This window comes from Xanthomonas protegens (genome assembly GCF_038442435.1).
In the GTDB taxonomy this organism is placed as follows: Bacteria; Pseudomonadota; Gammaproteobacteria; order Xanthomonadales; family Xanthomonadaceae; genus Xanthomonas_A; species Xanthomonas_A sontii.
The window spans coordinates 49,722-67,391 of sequence record NZ_JAQJCQ010000008.1 but is presented as its reverse complement, the minus strand read 5'-3'; the positions used below and the strand labels follow the sequence as shown (position 1 = coordinate 67,391).

General features: G+C 69.0%; 16 protein-coding genes. 13 read left to right on the top strand and 3 right to left on the bottom strand.

Going from position 1 to position 17,670, the window contains the following annotated elements; translation table 11 throughout:
- Nucleotides 1–203: 203 nt before the first annotated feature.
- Both PIQ37_RS10960 and PIQ37_RS10955 read left to right on the top strand, forming a co-directional pair.
- Nucleotides 204–830, top strand: coding sequence for a DUF47 domain-containing protein (locus PIQ37_RS10960; protein ID WP_017911076.1), 627 nt, complete (start codon nucleotides 204–206; stop codon nucleotides 828–830).
- An 85-nt stretch (nucleotides 831–915) separates the two neighbouring features.
- Nucleotides 916–2,037, top strand: coding sequence for an inorganic phosphate transporter (locus tag PIQ37_RS10955; protein WP_048488977.1), 1,122 nt, complete (start codon nucleotides 916–918; stop codon nucleotides 2,035–2,037).
- 227 nt (nucleotides 2,038–2,264) lie between these two features.
- Here PIQ37_RS10955 and PIQ37_RS10950 read toward each other — a convergent pair whose 3' ends face one another.
- Nucleotides 2,265–3,722 carry a S10 family peptidase gene (locus PIQ37_RS10950; RefSeq protein ID WP_407136985.1) on the bottom strand — a complete coding sequence of 486 codons (1,458 nt, stop codon included), beginning with the start codon at nucleotides 3,720–3,722 and terminating at the stop codon, nucleotides 2,265–2,267.
- Nucleotides 3,723–3,924: 202 nt separating this feature from the next.
- On the opposite strand from PIQ37_RS10950, the gene PIQ37_RS10945 reads away from it, so the two are divergent.
- Nucleotides 3,925–4,743 (top strand): CDP-diacylglycerol diphosphatase, encoded by an 819-nt coding sequence (locus tag PIQ37_RS10945; protein ID WP_342073488.1) that lies wholly within the window; start codon nucleotides 3,925–3,927, stop codon nucleotides 4,741–4,743.
- 186 nt (nucleotides 4,744–4,929) lie between these two features.
- Here PIQ37_RS10945 and parE read toward each other — a convergent pair whose 3' ends face one another.
- On the bottom strand, nucleotides 4,930–6,819 hold the full coding sequence (parE, locus tag PIQ37_RS10940; protein ID WP_342073487.1) for a DNA topoisomerase IV subunit B: 1,890 nt from the start codon (nucleotides 6,817–6,819) through the stop codon (nucleotides 4,930–4,932).
- 165 nt (nucleotides 6,820–6,984) lie between these two features.
- On the opposite strand from parE, the gene PIQ37_RS10935 reads away from it, so the two are divergent.
- From PIQ37_RS10935 to truD, 10 genes are all read left to right on the top strand, one after another.
- Entirely contained in the window at nucleotides 6,985–7,239 is a 255-nt protein-coding gene (locus PIQ37_RS10935; protein ID WP_010343426.1) for a hypothetical protein, read from the top strand.
- 137 nt (nucleotides 7,240–7,376) lie between these two features.
- Nucleotides 7,377–9,041 carry a CTP synthase gene (locus PIQ37_RS10930; RefSeq protein WP_017912623.1) on the top strand — a complete coding sequence of 555 codons (1,665 nt, stop codon included), beginning with the start codon at nucleotides 7,377–7,379 and terminating at the stop codon, nucleotides 9,039–9,041.
- Between the two features lie 307 nt (nucleotides 9,042–9,348).
- Nucleotides 9,349–10,179: a 3-deoxy-8-phosphooctulonate synthase gene (gene kdsA, locus PIQ37_RS10925; protein ID WP_342073486.1), complete on the top strand. Its 831-nt coding sequence runs from the start codon at nucleotides 9,349–9,351 to the stop codon at nucleotides 10,177–10,179.
- An 85-nt stretch (nucleotides 10,180–10,264) separates the two neighbouring features.
- Nucleotides 10,265–10,588 carry a hypothetical protein gene (locus tag PIQ37_RS10920; protein ID WP_342073485.1) on the top strand — a complete coding sequence of 108 codons (324 nt, stop codon included), beginning with the start codon at nucleotides 10,265–10,267 and terminating at the stop codon, nucleotides 10,586–10,588.
- Nucleotides 10,589–10,765: 177 nt separating this feature from the next.
- Entirely contained in the window at nucleotides 10,766–12,058 is a 1,293-nt protein-coding gene (gene eno / locus PIQ37_RS10915) for a phosphopyruvate hydratase (protein WP_160964939.1), read from the top strand.
- A 3-nt stretch (nucleotides 12,059–12,061) separates the two neighbouring features.
- The gene (ftsB, locus tag PIQ37_RS10910; protein WP_043095785.1) at nucleotides 12,062–12,424 is read left to right on the top strand and encodes a cell division protein FtsB; all 363 of its coding nucleotides are present in this window, start codon (nucleotides 12,062–12,064) and stop codon (nucleotides 12,422–12,424) included.
- Nucleotides 12,424–13,122, top strand: a complete 699-nt coding sequence (gene ispD, locus PIQ37_RS10905; protein ID WP_152236372.1) for a 2-C-methyl-D-erythritol 4-phosphate cytidylyltransferase — start codon at nucleotides 12,424–12,426, stop codon at nucleotides 13,120–13,122. Before ftsB ends, ispD begins: the two co-directional genes overlap by 1 nt.
- Entirely contained in the window at nucleotides 13,122–13,589 is a 468-nt protein-coding gene (locus PIQ37_RS10900) for a hypothetical protein (RefSeq protein ID WP_342073484.1), read from the top strand. Before ispD ends, PIQ37_RS10900 begins: the two co-directional genes overlap by 1 nt.
- A 39-nt stretch (nucleotides 13,590–13,628) precedes the next feature.
- On the top strand, nucleotides 13,629–14,132 hold the full coding sequence (gene ispF, locus PIQ37_RS10895) for a 2-C-methyl-D-erythritol 2,4-cyclodiphosphate synthase (RefSeq protein ID WP_342073483.1): 504 nt from the start codon (nucleotides 13,629–13,631) through the stop codon (nucleotides 14,130–14,132).
- The gene (truD, locus tag PIQ37_RS10890; RefSeq protein WP_342073482.1) at nucleotides 14,129–15,184 is read left to right on the top strand and encodes a tRNA pseudouridine(13) synthase TruD; all 1,056 of its coding nucleotides are present in this window, start codon (nucleotides 14,129–14,131) and stop codon (nucleotides 15,182–15,184) included. The genes ispF and truD overlap by 4 nt, the downstream gene beginning before the upstream one ends.
- Nucleotides 15,185–15,224: 40 nt before the next feature.
- Here truD and PIQ37_RS10885 read toward each other — a convergent pair whose 3' ends face one another.
- The gene (locus tag PIQ37_RS10885; RefSeq protein WP_342073481.1) at nucleotides 15,225–17,612 is read right to left on the bottom strand and encodes a TonB-dependent siderophore receptor; all 2,388 of its coding nucleotides are present in this window, start codon (nucleotides 17,610–17,612) and stop codon (nucleotides 15,225–15,227) included.
- Between the last annotated feature and the right edge of the window lie 58 nt (nucleotides 17,613–17,670).

Below are 17,670 nucleotides of genomic sequence, written 5' to 3'. Positions count from 1 at the left end.
GGGAGGGGGTGTGGGGTGGTCGTCCATAGGGTGCGCCCGCGAAGGGCGCGGCGGCGATGGTAACAAACCCGGGCGGGGGCCGCGTCCACGCCGCGCCGACGTCGCCGGGGCCGGCCCGGGGCCGCGACTACCCGCAGGTGTCAGCAAACAGTCATAATTCCGCCCCAGTGCCGTCCTTCCCGCGACGGCGGGAAGCGCGTTGCATGTTTTCGTTGCAGACCATCTTCGGTTCCGGCAAGCAGTTCTACACCCTGCTCGACGAGGCGGCGCAGGCCGCCTACGACAGCACCAAGGCCCTGCACGCGATGATGCGCGAGTCCGACCGGCAGCCGGCGCTGGACGGCTTCAAGCTGGCGCGCCTGCGCGAGCGCGCGGCCTCCGACAAGATCGGCCAGGCGCTGGTGGACAGCTTCATGACCCCGATCGAGCGCGAGGACATCGAGGCGCTGGGCTCGGCCCTGTACAAGATCCCCAAGCAGGTGGAGAAGTTCGCCGATCGCTATTCGCTGGCGATCCAGCACCTGGAGCACATCGATTTCGCGCCGCGCTCGGCGATGTTGGAGCAGGCCGCGGCGGTGGTGGTGGAGATGGTCCACGACCTGCGCCACATGAACCTGGACCGGATGAGCGCGCTCAACGACAAGCTGCGCTCGCTGGAGAACGAGGCCGACCGGCTGATGCTGGAGCTGTACCGCGACATCTACTCCGGGCGCCTGGACAACCTGCAGATGTTCTTGCTCAAGGAGTTCTTCGAAATCCTGGAGAAGGCCATCGACCGCTGCCGCGAGGCCGGCGTGGTGGTCTACCAGATCGTGCTGAAGAACTCCTGATGGACGCGCTGCGGAGTTGCTGCCTGCGCGGCCGTGGCGCCCTGCGCGCGCCGGCCGCCGCCGCCGCGTGCGTGGAGGCGCGCCCATGCTGACCCTGGTCCTGATCGTGATCCTGGCGGCGCTGGTGTTCGAGTTCATCAACGGCTTCCACGACACCGCCAACTCGATCGCCACGGTGGTCGCCACCAAGGTGCTCAGCCCCGGCTGGGCGGTGATGCTGGCCGCGGCGATGAACCTGGTCGGCGCGCTGACCGGCACCGCGGTGGCGATGACCATCGCCTCCGGCCTGCTCAACACCGACGTGGTCGCGGTGACCCCGCAGGTGGTGCTGTGCGCGCTGCTCGGCGGCATCGTCTGGAACCTGATCACCTGGTGGAAGGGCCTGCCGTCCTCGTCCTCGCACGCGTTGATCGGCGGCCTGTGCGGCGCCGGCCTGGCCGCCGCGCACAACAACTGGGGCGCGCTGATCTGGTCGCAGAACCTCGGCGACTGGGCCAAGAACAAGGGCCTGCTGTGGAAGGTGTTCGTGCCGATGGTCACCTCGCCGATCGCCGGCTTCCTGCTAGGCATCGCGGTGATGCTGCTGCTGTGGGCGGCGATCGCCGGCCTGGCCAAGCTGGGCGGCCCGCTCGGGCGGCTGGCGCGGCCGCGCTGGGTCAATGCCTTCTTCGGCAAGGCGCAGATCGCCTCGGCCGCGTACATGGGCTATGCGCACGGCCACAACGACGCGCAGAAGACCATGGGCATCATCGCCATGACCCTGATCGGCGCGCAGAGCACCGGCGCCCTGGACGACCTGCCGTCGTGGCTGGCGTTCCTGCATCCCGACGCCAGCCAGGGGCAGGGCATCGCCACCTGGATCGTGCTGACCTGCGCGGTGGTGATGGCCGCCGGCACCGCTTCCGGCGGCTGGAAGATCATCAAGACCCTGGGCCACAAGATGGTCAAGCTGCATCCGATCCACGGCTTCGCCGCGGAGACCAGCTCGGCCACGATCCTGACCCTGGCCGCGCACTTCGGCATGCCGGTGTCCACCACCCACAGCATCTCCACCGCGATCATGGGCGTGGGCTTCGCCAAGAACCCGCGCTCGCTGCGCTTCGGCGTCATCGAACGCATCGTCTGGGCCTGGATCCTGACGATCCCGGCCGCTGCCGGCGTGGCGTATCTGATTTTCCGCGGGTTTGCGCTGGCTGGGTGGGTGTGAGTGGGGCGGGGATTGGGGAGTCGGGAGTGGGGATTCGCTGAAGCGGGTTCTCGGCTAGCGTGGGCCGCCAGTGCGCTGGTGCCCACACACGCTTTTCCTCCATCACAAGCCGCGCCTGTCACCGCAGAGGGCGGCCTTTACGAATCCCCAATCCCGCCAATCTCCAATCCCGGCCAGCACCGGGGATCCGCTTCTGCGAATCCCCAATCCCAAATGCCCAATCCCCGCTAGTTGGCCCGATACATCGCCATCACGTCCTGACGCAGCGCGCGCTGGCTGTCGGCGCGGTTGTAGAACATGTGGCCGCCGGGGTAGTTCTTGACCTGCACGCGGGTGGGGTCGTTGCCCATCACCGGCATCTGGTCCACGGTCAGCACCGAGCCCATGAACGGGCACGACAGGTCGTTCCAGCCGTGCACGATCAGCACGCGCAGCTTCGGGTCGATCGCCACCGACTGGCGCAGCTCGGTCACCGAGCCCTTGCGCAGTTCGTCGTCCCAGTCCCACAGCCGGTTCACGTCGTAGTTCAGCGCCTGATAGCGGGCGTCGATCTTCCAGCCGACCACGCGGGTCACGAAATCGACCATCGCGGTGGTGGTGGGAGCGATGATGCTGTCCAGCAGCGGGTCGTTGGCGCGCTGCTCGGGGGCGTTGGGGAACGGGTCGAAGGCGGTGACGTTGGAGTCGTAGCGGCTGCCCAGTTCGCCCTTGTCGCGGAACACCTCGCGCAGGTAGGCCTGGGTCTCCAGGCGGCCGCCGGCGCGGCGCACGAAGGCCGGGTCCAGGCCGGTCATCGCGGTCACCTGCTGGATCATGCGGGTGGTGCCGGCCGGGTCGGAGCGCCCGCGCAGCAGCGCGGTGACGTAGTCGCCGCGGGTGTAGTCGATTACCTGGCGCATCGCTTCCGGGGTCAGCTTGCCCTCGCGTTCCAGGCGTGCGGCGGTGATCGACGGCAGGGTCAGCATCCACGGCAGCGGCGAGACGTCGCCGTTGTCGTCCAGGGTCGGGTTCAGATACGGCGAGACCAGGACCACGCCGTTCATCGCCACGCCGAGCTTGGTCTGCAAATAGTGGGTGATGCGCGGGCCGCGGAAGCCGCCGTAGCTTTCGCCGACCAGGTACTTGCGCGACTGCAGGCGCTGGTTCTTCAGCAGCCAGTCGTAGATGGTGCGCGAGAGGTACTCGATGTCGGCCTGCGGGTTGTAGAACTGCTTCTTGGCCTGCTCGTCGGGCACGCGCGAGCGGCTGAAGCCGGTGCCGACCGGGTCGATGAACACCAGGTCGGTGAAGTCCAGCCAGGTGCCGGGGTTGTCGCGCAGCTGCGCCGGCGCCGAGGCGCTGTCGCCCTCGCTGCCGAACGCCACCACCTTCGGCCCGATCGCGCCCAGGTTGAGGTACACCGAGGCCGCGCCGGGGCCGCCGTTGAGCGCGAAGGTGACCGGACGGTCTTTGCCGTCCATGGTGTAGGCGGTATAGACCACGTCGGCGACGACCTTGCCCTGCTTGTCCTTCACCGGCAGCGTGCCGACCTTGACCGTGTAGCGCAGGGTGCGGCCGTCGAGCTGGGTGGATTGGCTGGTCTGCGCGTCGGCCGGCAGCGGCGCCGGTTCGGCGGCGGCGGGCTTGTCGCCCTTGTCGGCATTGCCCGCATCGGCATCGGCGGCCAGCGCCGCGGTCATCGGCATCGCCGCCAGCAGCACGGCCAGCAGCACGGAAGGGAAGGTCGGCACGGGCGGTCGCTCGCAGGGAGGGAGCCGGCATGCTAGGCCGCGGCGTCGGCGCGGCGGATGTGCACAAAGCCATGGTCCGCAGTCCCGCGGCCGCGCCATGCCGGTTCATCGGCGCTGGCTACAATCGCCGGTCCGTCCCGTGTCCGGTCCGCTGCGCATGCTTGTCCTTCGTTTCCGCCTGCCGCTAAGCCTGTTCCTGGCGGCGTTGCTGGCCGGCTGCGCCAGCGTGCCATTGCCGCCGCCCGTGGCCGAGTCGCCGGCGGCGCACGATCCGCATGCCCACGATCGCCAGCGCCTGTGGCGGCTGCTGAGCACGCGCTGCCTGCCGCAGGCGCGCGCCGGCGCCGATCCGGCCCCTTGCAGCGAAGTGCACGCCGAGCCCGGCCAACGCTATGCCTTGATGAAGGACTTGCGCGGCGACTACCAGTACCTGCTGATTCCGACGGTGCCGGTGAGCGGGATCGAGGATCCGCGCGCCCGCGCCGCCGACGCGCCGAACTGGCTGGACCTTGCCTGGCAGGCACGCAGCCGGGTCGAGCGGTTGCTGAACCGGCCGCTGCCGCGCGAGCTTACCAGCCTGACGATCAACCCGCCCTCGGCGCGGTCGCAGGACCAGTTGCATGTCCATATCGATTGCCTGGCGCCACAGGTGCGCGACCAGTTGCAGGCAATGCAGGCTTTGATCGGCCCGGCCTGGGCGCCGTTGCCGCAGCCGCTGCACGGCCACGCCTATCGGGCGATGCGCGTGGAGGGCGAAGAACTGGATGCGAATCCGCTGACGCTGCTGGCGCGCAGCTTGCCGCCGCAGCAGAGCATGGCGCACCAGACCCTGGCGGTGGTCGGCGCGGAGTTCGATGGTCGCCCCGGCTTCGTGCTGCTGGCGGCCACCGCGCTTCCTGGCGATGGGGTCGGTGCGGAGGAACTGCAGGATCACGACTGCACGGGCGTGATGCCGGCGGCGCCTGCGCACGGCTGACGTCCCGGAAGGCAGTCGATCGCCAGATGGCCGGCGTGACGCACGCCGATGCCGGTGCGTAAGCCCGACACGCCGTCGTCGTCCGTCGTAGGAGCGGCTTCAGCCGCGACGGGGCTTTCCCGACAGCGCTAGGTCGCGGCTGAAGCCGCCCCTACGACGGCAGCAAACAGCCGCGCGTGTGTCGCCTCAGACCTCCAGCGACGCCAGGTCGCCCTTGGTCTCCAGCCACTGCTTGCGGTCGCCGGCGCGCTTCTTGGCCAGCAGCATGTCCATCAGCGAGCGGGTCTGGTCGCTGTCGTCCACGGTCAGCTGCACCAGGCGCCGGGTGTCCGGGTGGATGGTGGATTCGCGCAGCTGCTGCGGATTCATCTCGCCCAGGCCCTTGAAGCGGGTGACGCTGACCTGGCCCTTGATCTTCTCGCGTTCGATCTTGTCCAGCAGCGAGCGCTTCTCTTCCTCGTCCAGCGCGTAGAACACCTGCTTGCCCACGTCCACGCGGAACAGCGGCGGCATCGCCACGAACACGTGGCCGGCGCGCACCAGGGCGGGGAAGTGGCGCAGGAACAGCGCGGTCAGCAGGGTCGCGATGTGCAGGCCGTCGGAGTCGGCGTCGGCCAGGATCACCACCTTGCCGTAGCGCAGGCCGTCGATCTCTTCCTTGCCCGGGTCGCAGCCGATCGCGATCGCCAGGTTGTGCACTTCCTCCGAGGCCAGCACGCTGCCGGAGGCCACTTCCCAGGTGTTGAGGATCTTGCCGCGCAGCGGCAGGATCGCCTGGAAATCCTTGTCGCGGGCCTGCTTGGCGCTGCCGCCCGCCGAGTCGCCCTCGACCAGGAACAGTTCGGTGCGCGAGAGGTCCTGGCTGATGCAGTCGGCCAGTTTGCCCGGCAGCGCCGGACCCTGGGTGACCTTCTTGCGCACGATCTGCTTCTCGGTCTTCAGCCGCGCGCTGGCGCGGTCGATGGCGATCTGCGCGATGCGCGTGCCGGTCTCCACGTTCTGGTTCAACCACAGGCTGAAGGCATCGTGCGCGGCGCCTTCGATGAAGCCGGCGGCCTGGCGCGAGGACAGGCGTTCCTTGGTCTGGCCGCTGAACTGCGGGTCGGTCATCTTCAGCGACAGCACGAACGCCACGCGGTCCCACACGTCTTCCGGCGCCAGCTTCACGCCGCGCGGCAGCAGGTTGCGGAAATCGCAGAACTCGCGCAGCGCGTCGGTGAGGCCGCTGCGCAGGCCGTTGACGTGGGTGCCGTGCTGCGCGGTGGGGATCAGGTTGACGTAGCTCTCCTGCACCAGCTCGCCTTCCACCACCCAGGCCACCGCCCAGTCGACGATCTCGCGGTCCTTCTTCAGGCTGCCGACGAACAGCTCGGCCGGCAGCAGTTCGCGCTCGGCCAGTTCGCCGCGCAGGTAGTCGCGCAGGCCGTCCTCGAAGTACCAGGTGTCCTGCTCGCCGGTGGCTTCGTCGTGCAGCTTGACGGTCAGGCCGGGGCACAGCACCGCCTTGGCGCGCAGCAGGTGGCGCAGTGCGCGCACCGCGAACTTCGGCGTGTCGAAATACTTCGGATCCGGCCAGAAGCGCAGACGCGTGCCGGTGTTCTTCTTGCCGACGCTGCCGACGATCTCCAGCTTGGAGGCGGCGTGGCCGTCGGCGAAGGCCATGCGGTACTCGTTGCCTTCGCGCTTGATGAACAGTTCCACCCGATTGGACAGCGCATTGACCACGCTGACGCCGACGCCGTGCAGGCCGCCGCTGAAGGTGTAGTTGCGGTCGCTGAACTTGCCGCCGGCATGCAGCCGGGTGAGGATCAGTTCGACGCCGGAGATCTTTTCTTCCGGGTGGATGTCCACCGGCATGCCGCGGCCGTCGTCGGACACCTCGCAACTGCCGTCCTTGTACAGCGTCACCTCGATGTGCCGGGCATGGCCGGCCAGCGCCTCGTCCACGGCGTTGTCGATGACTTCCTGGGCCAGATGGTTCGGCCGTGAGGTGTCGGTGTACATGCCGGGCCGGCGCTTGACCGGGTCCAGGCCAGAGAGAACTTCGATGTCGGCAGCGTTGTAGCGGGTATTCATGCGTCTCAGCAGGTGGCGCGAAGCAGATCCGGAAGTGTGCGGTCTGCGGCGGTTTTTTGCACGTCGCCGGTGTTCAGGGCAGGTGCGGCGGCGTCGCGCTACGCTGGCCCTGGAAAAACCGCGACGTCGCCCACATCTTCGTCGCACGTCTCAAAGGAGTCCGCCATGAACGTTCGCAAGCTGTTGACCCTGGCCGCCCTGGTCGCCGCCGCGGTGGCCGTGCCGGTCGCGATGGCCCAGGCGCAGAGCGCCGATCCGGCCGCCTCCGGTGCCGCCGCCTATGAGGCGCAGGTCGCCAAGGAAAAGGCCGAGGCCGATGCCAAGGCCAAGCGCCGCGCCGCCGCGGCCGCCGAGCACAAGGCCGGCAAGGATGCGGCCGCGCCGAAGAAGGAAGAGGAAGAGGAAGCGCGCAAGCCTTAAGCTTTCGCGCGGTTTCCTGCAGACGACGCCCCGGTCGCCCGGGGCGTCGCTTTTTTGTGGGGCGGCTGTTGCGCGAAAGCGCTTGGGCAAATCCGCTTCACCCGTTAAACTATGGCTTTCCGGGAGGCCTTTGAGCCATGACCCCCCTGATCTTCGTTACCGGCGGCGTAGTGTCCTCGCTTGGCAAGGGCATCGCGGCCGCTTCGCTTGCGTCCATTCTCGAAGCACGTGGCCTGTCGGTCACGATGATGAAGCTGGACCCCTACATCAACGTCGACCCGGGCACGATGAGCCCGTTCCAGCACGGCGAGGTGTACGTCACCGACGACGGCGCCGAGACCGACCTGGACCTGGGGCATTACGAGCGCTTCGTGCGCACGCGCCTGTCGCGCAAGAATTCGGTCACCACCGGGCGCATCTACGAGAACGTGATCCGCAAGGAGCGCCGCGGCGACTACCTCGGCGCCACCGTGCAGGTGATCCCGCACATCACCGACGAGATCCGTCGCTGCGTGGATGAAGCCACCGCCGGCTACGACGTGGCCTTGGTCGAGATCGGCGGCACCGTCGGCGACATCGAGTCGCTGCCGTTCCTGGAGGCGATCCGCCAGGTGCGCACCGAGCGCGGCGCCGAGAAGGCCATGTTCATGCACCTGACCCTGGTGCCGTACATCGCCGCGGCCGGCGAACTGAAGACCAAGCCGACCCAGCATTCGGTCAAGGAACTGCGCTCGATCGGCATCCAGCCGGACGTGCTGCTGTGCCGCTCGGAGCAGGCGATTCCGGATTCGGAGCGGCGCAAGATCGCGCTGTTCACCAACGTCTCCGAGCGCGCGGTGATCAGCGCCGCCGACATCGACGTGCTCTACGGCATGCCGCTGGAATTGCACCGGCAGGGCCTGGACGAGATCGTCATCGACCAGTTCAAGCTGCGCGACAAGGTCGGCGCGGCCAACCTGTCGGAGTGGGAGGCGGTGGTCGACGCGATCAAGCATCCGCTCGACGAGGTCACCATCGCGGTGGTCGGCAAGTACGTCGACCACCAGGACGCGTACAAGTCGGTCGGTGAGGCGCTCAAGCACGGCGGCCTGCGCCAGCGCACCAAGGTCAACCTGAAGTGGCTGGAAGCGCAGGACCTGGAAGGCAGCGACATGGCGGCCCTGGCCGACGTGGACGGCATCCTGGTGCCGGGCGGCTTCGGCGACCGCGGTTTCGAGGGCAAGGTGCTGACCTCGCGCTACGCGCGCCAGCACGGCGTGCCGTACTTTGGCATCTGCTATGGCATGCAGGCTGCGGTGGTCGATTATGCGCGGCATGTCGCCGGGCTGGACGCGGCCAACAGCACCGAGAACGACCGGCAGTCGCCGTACCCGGTGATCGGCCTGATCACCGAATGGCGCACTGCCACTGGCGATGTCGAGAAGCGCGACGAGAAGTCCGACCTCGGCGGCACCATGCGCCTGGGCCTGCAGGAACAGCGGCTCAAGCCGGGCACGCTGGCGCGCGAGCTGTACGGCAAGGACGTGGTCGCCGAGCGCCATCGCCACCGCTACGAATTCAACAACCGCTACCGCACCCAGCTTGAGGACGCCGGCCTGGTGATTGCCGCCAAGTCGATGGACGACACCCTGGTGGAGATGGTGGAGTTGCCGCGCGAGACGCATCCGTGGTTCCTGGCCTGCCAGGCGCATCCGGAGTTCCTGTCCACGCCGCGCGACGGCCACCCGTTGTTCATCGGCTTCGTGCGCGCCGCGCGCGAGCGCAAGGCCGGCGGCAAGCTGCTGAAGGAAGCGCGCGCCTGATTCCTTCTCCCTCCGGGAGAAGGTGGCGCGAAGCGCCGGATGAGGGTACGGGGCGAAGCCTCGCGAACTTGAGTTCCTTATGCTTCGCCGGACCCTCACCCCAACCCCTCTCCCGGTGGGAGAGGGGCTTGATCCATGAGGCTTCGCCCGGACCCTCACCCCAACCCCTCTCCCGGCGGGAGAGGGGCTTGATTCCCTGAGGCTTCGTCCGGACCCTCACCCCGACCCCTCTCCCGGTGGGAGAGGGGAGTAACCTCGCCAAAATCCCGTGCCCGAATGGTGCGGGGCTCAACCGATAGGTGATCCAATGAAACTGTGTGGCTTCGACGTCGGCCTGGACCAGCCGCTGTTCCTGATCGCCGGCCCGTGCGTGATCGAGTCGATGCAGCTGCAGCTCGACGTGGCCGGCAGACTCAAGGAGATCACCGGCCGGCTGGGCATCAATTTCATCTTCAAGTCCAGCTTCGACAAGGCCAACCGCACCTCCGGCACCAGCTTCCGCGGCCCCGGCCTGGAAGAAGGGCTGAAGGTGCTGGAGGCGGTGAAGACGCAGATCGGCGTGCCGGTGCTGACCGACGTGCACGAGTACACGCCGATGCACGAGGTGGCGGCGGTGGTGGACGTGCTGCAGACCCCGGCGTTCCTGGTGCGGCAGACCGATTTCATCAAGAACGTGTGCGCCGCCGGCAAGCCGGTCAACATCAAGAAGGGCCAGTTCCTGTCGCCGTGGGACATGAAGCCGGTGGTGGAGAAGGCCAAGTCCACCGGCAACGAGCAGATCATGGTCTGCGAGCGCGGCGCCAGCTTCGGCTACAACAACCTGGTCAGCGACATGCGCTCGCTGAGCGTGATGCGCGAGACAGGCTGCCCGGTGGTGTTCGATGCCACCCATTCGGTGCAGCTGCCGGGCGGGCAGGGCGGCAGTTCCGGCGGCCAGCGCGAATTCGTGCCGGTGCTGGCGCGCGCGGCGGTGGCCGTGGGCGTGTCCGGCCTGTTCGCCGAGACCCACCCGGATCCGTCCAAGGCGCTGTCCGACGGCCCCAATGCGTGGCCGCTGGACCAGATGGAAGCCTTGCTGGAAACGCTGATGGAACTGGACGCCGTGACCAAGAAGCACGGCTTCTCGCGCTTCGCATGAGGCGCGGGCTGCAGTCGCGGTATCCGTTCGCCTGCTGGCGGGTCGCGTCCTGCCGGGCGTCTGCCTGCGCTCCTGGGCAAGGGCGATGAACCCGCCTGACCAGGTTCGCGTCCGTTCCTGGGGGCGGTGCGCGCTGCTGCTGGCGCTGCTGGCCTGGGCGGCGCTGGGCGTGGTGTTGCTTGCTTTCGCGCGCGCCAATGGTGCGCCCGGCGATGGCAATCACGGCATCCTGGCGATGCAGCCCTGGATTTTGGGCGGTTTGCTGGTGCTGGCGGTGTCTGCGCTGGGCGCGCTGATCGCGGCTGTGCAGGGCTGGGGGGCGCGCCGCGACCGCCTCCTTGCGGGCATCGCCGCCGGCCTGGTGCTGGTGCTGCTGGTCCTGATCGTGCGGTTTCTCTTCGGAATGTAACGGGTCCGGGCATTGGCCCCGATCCCCGATCTCCCTGGCAGGACAGTGGATTCGACACTGGATGCCCTTGCCATGCGGCGCCTCGCCCGAGGCGGGATTTGGCAAGGAACGGGCGGCCGGGGATAATCAGCCGGCATTCGTTTCCGCCCCCTCTTCCTACAGGTAACCGGCCCGCCCATGAGTACGATCCGCAGCATCCACGCCCGTGAAATCCTCGACAGCCGCGGCAATCCCACGCTGGAAGCCGATGTCATCCTGGAGGACGGTTCGTTCGGTCGTGCCGCGGTGCCCTCGGGCGCGTCCACCGGCACCAAGGAAGCGGTCGAACTGCGCGACGGCGACAAGACCCGCTACCTGGGCAAGGGCGTGCGCAAGGCGGTGGAGAACGTCAACACCACCATCGCCGGCGCGCTGAAAGGCTTCGATGCCGCCGACCAGCAGGGCCTGGACCGCCGCCTGATCGACCTGGACGGCACCGAGAACAAGGGCCGCCTCGGCGCCAACGCGCTGCTCGGCGTCTCGCTGGCCAACGCACACGCGCTCGCCGCGTCGCGCAAACAGCCGCTGTGGCAGTCGCTGGCCGCGGGCAACACCGCCAACCTGGCGCTGCCGGTGCCGATGATGAACATCATCAACGGCGGCGCGCATGCCGACAACAATGTCGATTTCCAGGAGTTCATGGTGCTGCCGGTCGGCGCCGCCTCGTTCTCCGAGGCGCTGCGCGCCGGCACCGAGATCTTCCACGCGCTGAAGTCGGTGCTGAAGGGCCACGGCCTGTCCACCGCGGTCGGCGACGAGGGCGGCTTCGCCCCGGACTTCCGCAGCAACGTTGAAGCGCTGGACACCATCCTGGAAGCGATCGGCAAGGCCGGCTACACCGCTGGTGAGGACGTGCTGCTGGGCCTGGACGTGGCCTCCAGCGAGTTCTACGACAACGGCAAGTACCACCTGGTGGGCGAGGGCAAGCGCCTGACCAGCGAGCAGTTCGTCGACTTCCTCGCCGACTGGGCCGCGCAGTATCCGATCGTCAGCATCGAGGACGGCCTGGCCGAGGACGACTGGGCCGGCTGGAAGCTGCTCACCGACCGTATCGGCAGCAAGGTGCAGCTGGTCGGCGACGACCTGTTCGTGACCAACCCGAAGATCTTCAAGCAGGGCATCGAGTCCGGCACCGCCAATGCGATCCTGATCAAGGTCAACCAGATCGGCACCCTGACCGAGACCCTGGAAGCCATCGCCATGGCCGACAAGGCCGGCTACGCGGCGATCGTCTCGCACCGTTCCGGCGAGACCGAGGACACCACCATCGCCGACATCGCCGTGGCCACCACCGCCACCCAGATCAAGACCGGCTCGCTGTGCCGCAGCGATCGCGTGGCCAAGTACAACCAGCTGCTGCGCATCGAGGAAGCGCTCGGCAGCGCCGCGCGCTACGCCGGGCGCGACGCGTTCGTCTCGCTCAAGCGATAAGCCGTGCGCAACTGGCGCTGGCTGCTGCTGGTGCTGGCGGGACTGCTGGCGTGGCTGCAGTACCGTTTCTGGCTCGGCCCGGGCAATTCCGGCGAAGTGCTGGTGCTCGAAAGTCAGGTCGAGCATCAGAAGCGCGACAACGAAGGATTGCAGCAACGCAACGCCGCGCTCGCCGCCGAGGTCAAGGACCTCAAGGACGGCGAGGCGGCGATCGAGGAGCGCGCGCGTAGCGAACTGGGCATGATCAAGCCGGGCGAAAAGTTCTACCGCGTGGTCGAGAACGCGCCGGTGTCGACCGCGCCGGCCGGTACGGCAGCCGGCGCGCAGCCGGCGCCTGTGACGCCGGCGCCGGGCGAGCAGCCCTGATGGCCACCGTCTGGGCCGTGGTCCCGGCGGCTGGCCGCGGCACCCGTTTCGGCGGCGCCACGCCCAAGCAGTATCTGCAGGCGGGTGGGCGTCCATTGCTGGCGCATGCGCTGGAGGCGCTGCTGGCGCATCCGGCGGTGGCCGGGGCGATGGTTGCGCTGGGCGTGGACGATGCACAGTGGCCGGGCTGGACCGAACTGGCCGGCAAACCGGTGCTGACCTGCCTGGGAGCCGGCAGCCGTGCCGGCTCGGTGCTGGCCGCGTTGCACGCCTTGCCGGAGTCGGTGAAGGCGGACGACTTCGTGCTGGTGCACGATGCGGCGCGGCCGAACCTGGCGCTGGCCGACCTGGACCGGCTGCTGGAGGCGGGTCGCGGCGATCCGGTCGGCGCGATCCTGGCCGCGCCGGTGCGCGACACGCTCAAGCGCGCCGGCGACGACGGCGGCATCGACGGCACCGAACCGCGCGAGCGTCTGTGGCGCGCGCTGACCCCGCAACTGTTCCGGCGCATGCAACTGAGCCGGGCCCTGGAGCAGGCCGCCGCGGCCGGCGTCGAGGTCACCGACGACGCGATGGCGATGGAGTTGCTGGGGCTGCGGCCGCTGCTGGTCGAGGGCGCCGAAGACAATTTCAAGGTCACCACGCCGGCCGACCTGGCGCGTTTCGAGTTCGAACTGTTCCAGCGGCAGGGCGGCTGATGCGGTTCGAGGACGCGGTGGCGCACGCCTGGCTGCAGCAGGCCGCGAGCGCTGCGATCGTGGTCGATGGCGACGACATCCAGCACGAGGCCAATGCCAACCTGTGGGCGTTCTCGCCACGCGAGGATCACGCCGCGGGCATTGATGTGGCGAGCGTGGTGCGGTTCGTGGAGGCGGCCGCCGACGATCGCCAGGCCACGCTGCGCGCGCAGGCGGCGCCGGCGATGACCTTCTACTGCTGGCACGATGGTCAGGCGCGGCAGTTGCGCTTCAGCCTGGTGTCGTCGGCGCACGGTCGTCTGCCGTTCCGCGTGCCGACCCGGCACACGCCGCTGCCGGCGCTGGTCGAACGCATCGTCCATGACGACTGGCTCAACCCGAAGTGGGGCGCAGCGGACGAAGAAGAGGCCATGCCGGCGTCCGAGCCGCTCCCGGTTTACGTGCGCACGCTGCACTCCGGCGTCTGACCGCCGGACGGCGTCGACGCTTCTACGAACAGGATTCCCATGTCACACGATTCCCTTTCCGTTCCTCCCTTCCGCATCGGCCAGGGTTACGACGTCCACGCCTTCGGCGAGGGCGACCACATCATGCTCGGTGGCGTGCGCGTGGCGCACGAGCGCGGCGTACTCGCCCACAGCGACGGCGACGTGGCGATCCACGCCCTGTGCGACGCCTTGCTCGGCGCGCTGGCGCTGGGCGACATCGGCCAGCATTTCCCCCCGTCCGATCCGCGCTGGAAGGGCGCCGACAGTGCACAGTTCCTCGATCACTGCGTCGGCCTGCTGCACGCGCGCGGCTGGCGGCTGGGCAATGCCGACATCACCGTGATCTGCGAACGGCCCAAGGTCGGCCCGCATGCGCAGGCGATGCGCGAGCGCCTTGCGGCGCTGCTGCAGGTCGACCTGGACTGCGTGAGCGTCAAGGCCACCACCAGCGAGAAGCTCGGCTTCACCGGCCGCGGCGAAGGCATTGCGGCGCAGGCCGTGGCCCTGCTGGTGGCGCTGTGAGCGAGTTGCCGCGTGCCTTCGGCGCCGCGCCGTTGCAGGCGCGCATGCGCAGCAGCGCCGAGGATTTCCAGGTCGACGAACTGCCCGCATTCGCGCCCAGCGGCGAGGGCGAGCACCTGCTGCTGACGGTGCGCAAGCGCGGCATGAACACCGCCTTCGCCGCGCGCCGCCTGGCGCAGTGGGCCGGGGTGGCGGAACTGGCGATCGGCTACGCCGGCATGAAGGACCGCCATGCGGTCACCACCCAGCGCTTCTCGGTGCATCTGCCCAAGCGCGTGGCGCCGGCGCTGGACAGCCTGCAGGACGCGGATCTGCAGGTACTGGAAGCGCACTGGCACAACCGCAAGCTGCCGCGTGGCGCGCTGGCCGGCAACGGCTTCGTGCTGGTGCTGCGCCAGGTGCGCGGCGAGCGCGGCGCGATCGAGGCGCGGCTGGCGCAGATCGCCGCGCGCGGCATTCCCAACTGGTTCGGCGAGCAACGGTTCGGCCGCGATGGCGGCAACGTCGGCGCCGCCCTGGCGATGTTCGGCGGCCGCCGCGTGCGCCGCGAGCAGCGCTCGCTGCTGCTGTCGGCGGCCCGTTCGGAACTGTTCAACCAGGTGCTGGCCGCCCGCGTGGCCGCCGGCAACTGGGACAGCGCGCTGAACGGCGAAGTGTGGATGCTCGACGGCAGCCGCAGCGTGTTCGGTCCGGAGCCGTGGTCGGAGGCGCTGGCCGAGCGCTTGCAGCGCTTCGACATCCATCCGTCCGCGCCGCTGTGGGGCGCCGGCGAGCTGCGCAGCGCCGAGGCGGCGCGTGCGCTGGAACTGGCGGTGCTGGACGAGGCGGTCGCGCAGCGCCTGCGCGACGGCCTGGAGCGCGAGGGCCTGAAGCAGGAGCGGCGGGCGACCCGCCTGCGCGTGGCCGACCTGCAATGGCGCTGGCTGGACGGGCAGGACGACGCGCTGGAACTGCGCTTCGCATTGCCGCCGGGCAGCTACGCCACGGCACTGCTGCACGAACTCGGCCAGGTCGAAGAGGCGCCGCAGCCGCAGGCCTCCACCGAGGCCTGAGCGCGGCCGACGCCTGCCGCGTCGGTCGCGACAACGCGCGCTAGAACCGATAGGAGCCGGTCAGCAGCAGGCTGCGGCCATCCGGCAGTGGCATGAAGGTCTCGTCGAACTCGTCGGCATACAGTCGCCGATCGAAGACGTTGCGCATGCCCACGGTCACGCCCCAGGTCTCGGTGCGATAGGACACGTTCGCGTCCACGCTGGCCTGCCCGGGGATCTTGAAGTAGCCGCCGGCCAGGCGGCGGCCGAGGGTGTGATCGCGCGCCAGGATGCCGCCGGCCACGCCCCAGCCGCTCCAGCGGCTGTCCTGGAACTGGTAGCTGCTCCACAGGGTGAAGCGGGTGCGCGGCACGCCGAGGGCCGGCGTGCCGTCGCGCCGGCCGATGCGGGCCAGCGCCAGGCTGCTGCTCAGTTCCAGGCCCGGAGCGAGCGCGCCGACGAAGTCGAGATCCAGCCCGTGGTTGCTCTGGCTGTCGATCGGCCTGGCGAAGTACGACGGATGCGCCAGCACCAGATCGAAGCTGCGGTCGACGGTGATCTGGTAGTACGCGGCGCTGAGCCGCGCCCGGTGCTCGAACAGATCGATCTTCGCCCCCACCTCCACCTGCCGCGACAACGCGGGCGGCAACGGCCGGCCGTTCTTGCCGAGCACGGCGCTCGGCGCAAAGCCGTTCATGGTGCTGGCATATAGCGACGCCTCCGGGGTCAGCTTGTAGACCACGCCGACGTTGGGCACCCAGCGGCGCCGGCGCAACTGGCGCAGTTTGCCCTTGGCGTCGTAGTTGGAAATCTCGTACGCCGAGCGGCGTAGCGCCAGCAGCACGTCCCAGCGTTCGCCCAAGCTGATCTGGTCCTGCAGCAGGATGCCGCTCCGGCTCGACCACGGGCTGCCGGGGTAATGCAGGATCCCGCGCCGCGAACGCGGCCAGTGCACCGGGCCCAGCCGCTCGTCGCCGAACACGTCGTAGCGGTTGCGGTGCATGCGGATGAAGTAATCGCTGCTGCCCAGCCGCGCGCGCGTGTAATCCAGGCCCAGGGTCACGGTCTGCCGCAGCGGCCCATCGCCGAAGCTGCCGATCAGGTCGTTCTGGATGGTGTAGTACGCCGTCGTATTGCGGTACGCCTCGGCATAGGCGCGCACGGCGCCCTTCGGCGAAGGCGACAGCATGCCCCAGTTGCGCGCGTCGACCGCCTGGGTCACGTACTGGCCGCGGCTGCGCAGTTGCCAGCGGTCGCTGAGCCGCTGATCGAACAGATAGTAGGCGCGCTGGGTGCGGTAGGCGGTGTGGTCCTGTGCGTTGCCCAGCCGCAAGCTCCTGGGCGTCATCGCCGACACGCGGTTGCGCAGCAGCAGGGCATGGTCGGCGGCGGGCTGCCGATCGGTCACGCGCTGCACGCCGAGCACCAGGCGGTTGTCCTCGCCCTGCCAGGCGATGGACGGCGCCAGGTAGGCGGCATTGCGCGGGCCGTAGCCTTGCGCGGTGGAATCTGCATGCTGGCCGGAGACGACGAGCCGATAGCTCAGCGGCGTGGCGCCGATCGGTCCGGTCGCATCGAGCCCGGCCTGCATGTCGCCGCGTTCGCCGAGGACGTAGCTCAGTTCGCGCTTCGGTGTGCGCAGCGGTTGCTTGGTGACGACGTTGATCAGTCCGCTCATGTCGCCGCCGTTGCTGTCGCCGAGGATCGATTCCGGGCCCTTGAGCACTTCGACCCGCTCCACGCCGATCATCGGCGGGTAGCCGCCAAGGCCGACGAAGCTGTTCGGCATCCCGTCGGTCATGCCGTTGCCGGTGTAGATGCCGCGGATCTTGAACAGCGGCGCGCGCAACGGATTTTCGATCTGCTGCACGCTGGCCACGTTGCGCAGGGCGTCGGCGACGGTGCGCACCTGTTGCGAGGCCAGCAGATGCGGAGCGACCACGTTCACCGACTGCGGCACGGCGATGGAATCGGCGGCGTAACGCAGCGCGTCGCTGGCGTAGGCTGGCACGTCGCCCATGGCGTGCTCGGTCAGCGCCGCGGCGTCGACCTGTTCCAGCAGCTTGGGCGGGGTGCCTGTGCGGTGCGCATCGGCGGCATCCGCAGGATCGACTTGCGCCGTGGCGGCGGGGGTGACCGCCACCGTGTTCGCATCGAGCATGCGGTACGCAAGGCCAGTCGATTGCAGCAGGCGCTGCAGCGCCGCGTCCGGGGTGAACATGCCTTGCAGTCCGTCGCTGCGCATCCCGGCCAGGGTAGGGCTGGCGGTCAGCACCTGCACGTTCGCCTGCTTGCCATACGCGATCAGCGCCGTGGACAGCGCCTGCGGCGGGATCGAGAACGCGATCTGCCGTGCGTCGGGCGCGAGTGGCGCGGCGAGGGCAGGGGGGAAGGGTGCGAGCTGCAGTGCCAGGCTGCCGCAGATGATCAGTCGCCTCAGCCCACGCACTGCCCGTCGCCCCCCAGCGGAAGCGCGAATTATGCCACGCGCGGCAACGCCGACGCGG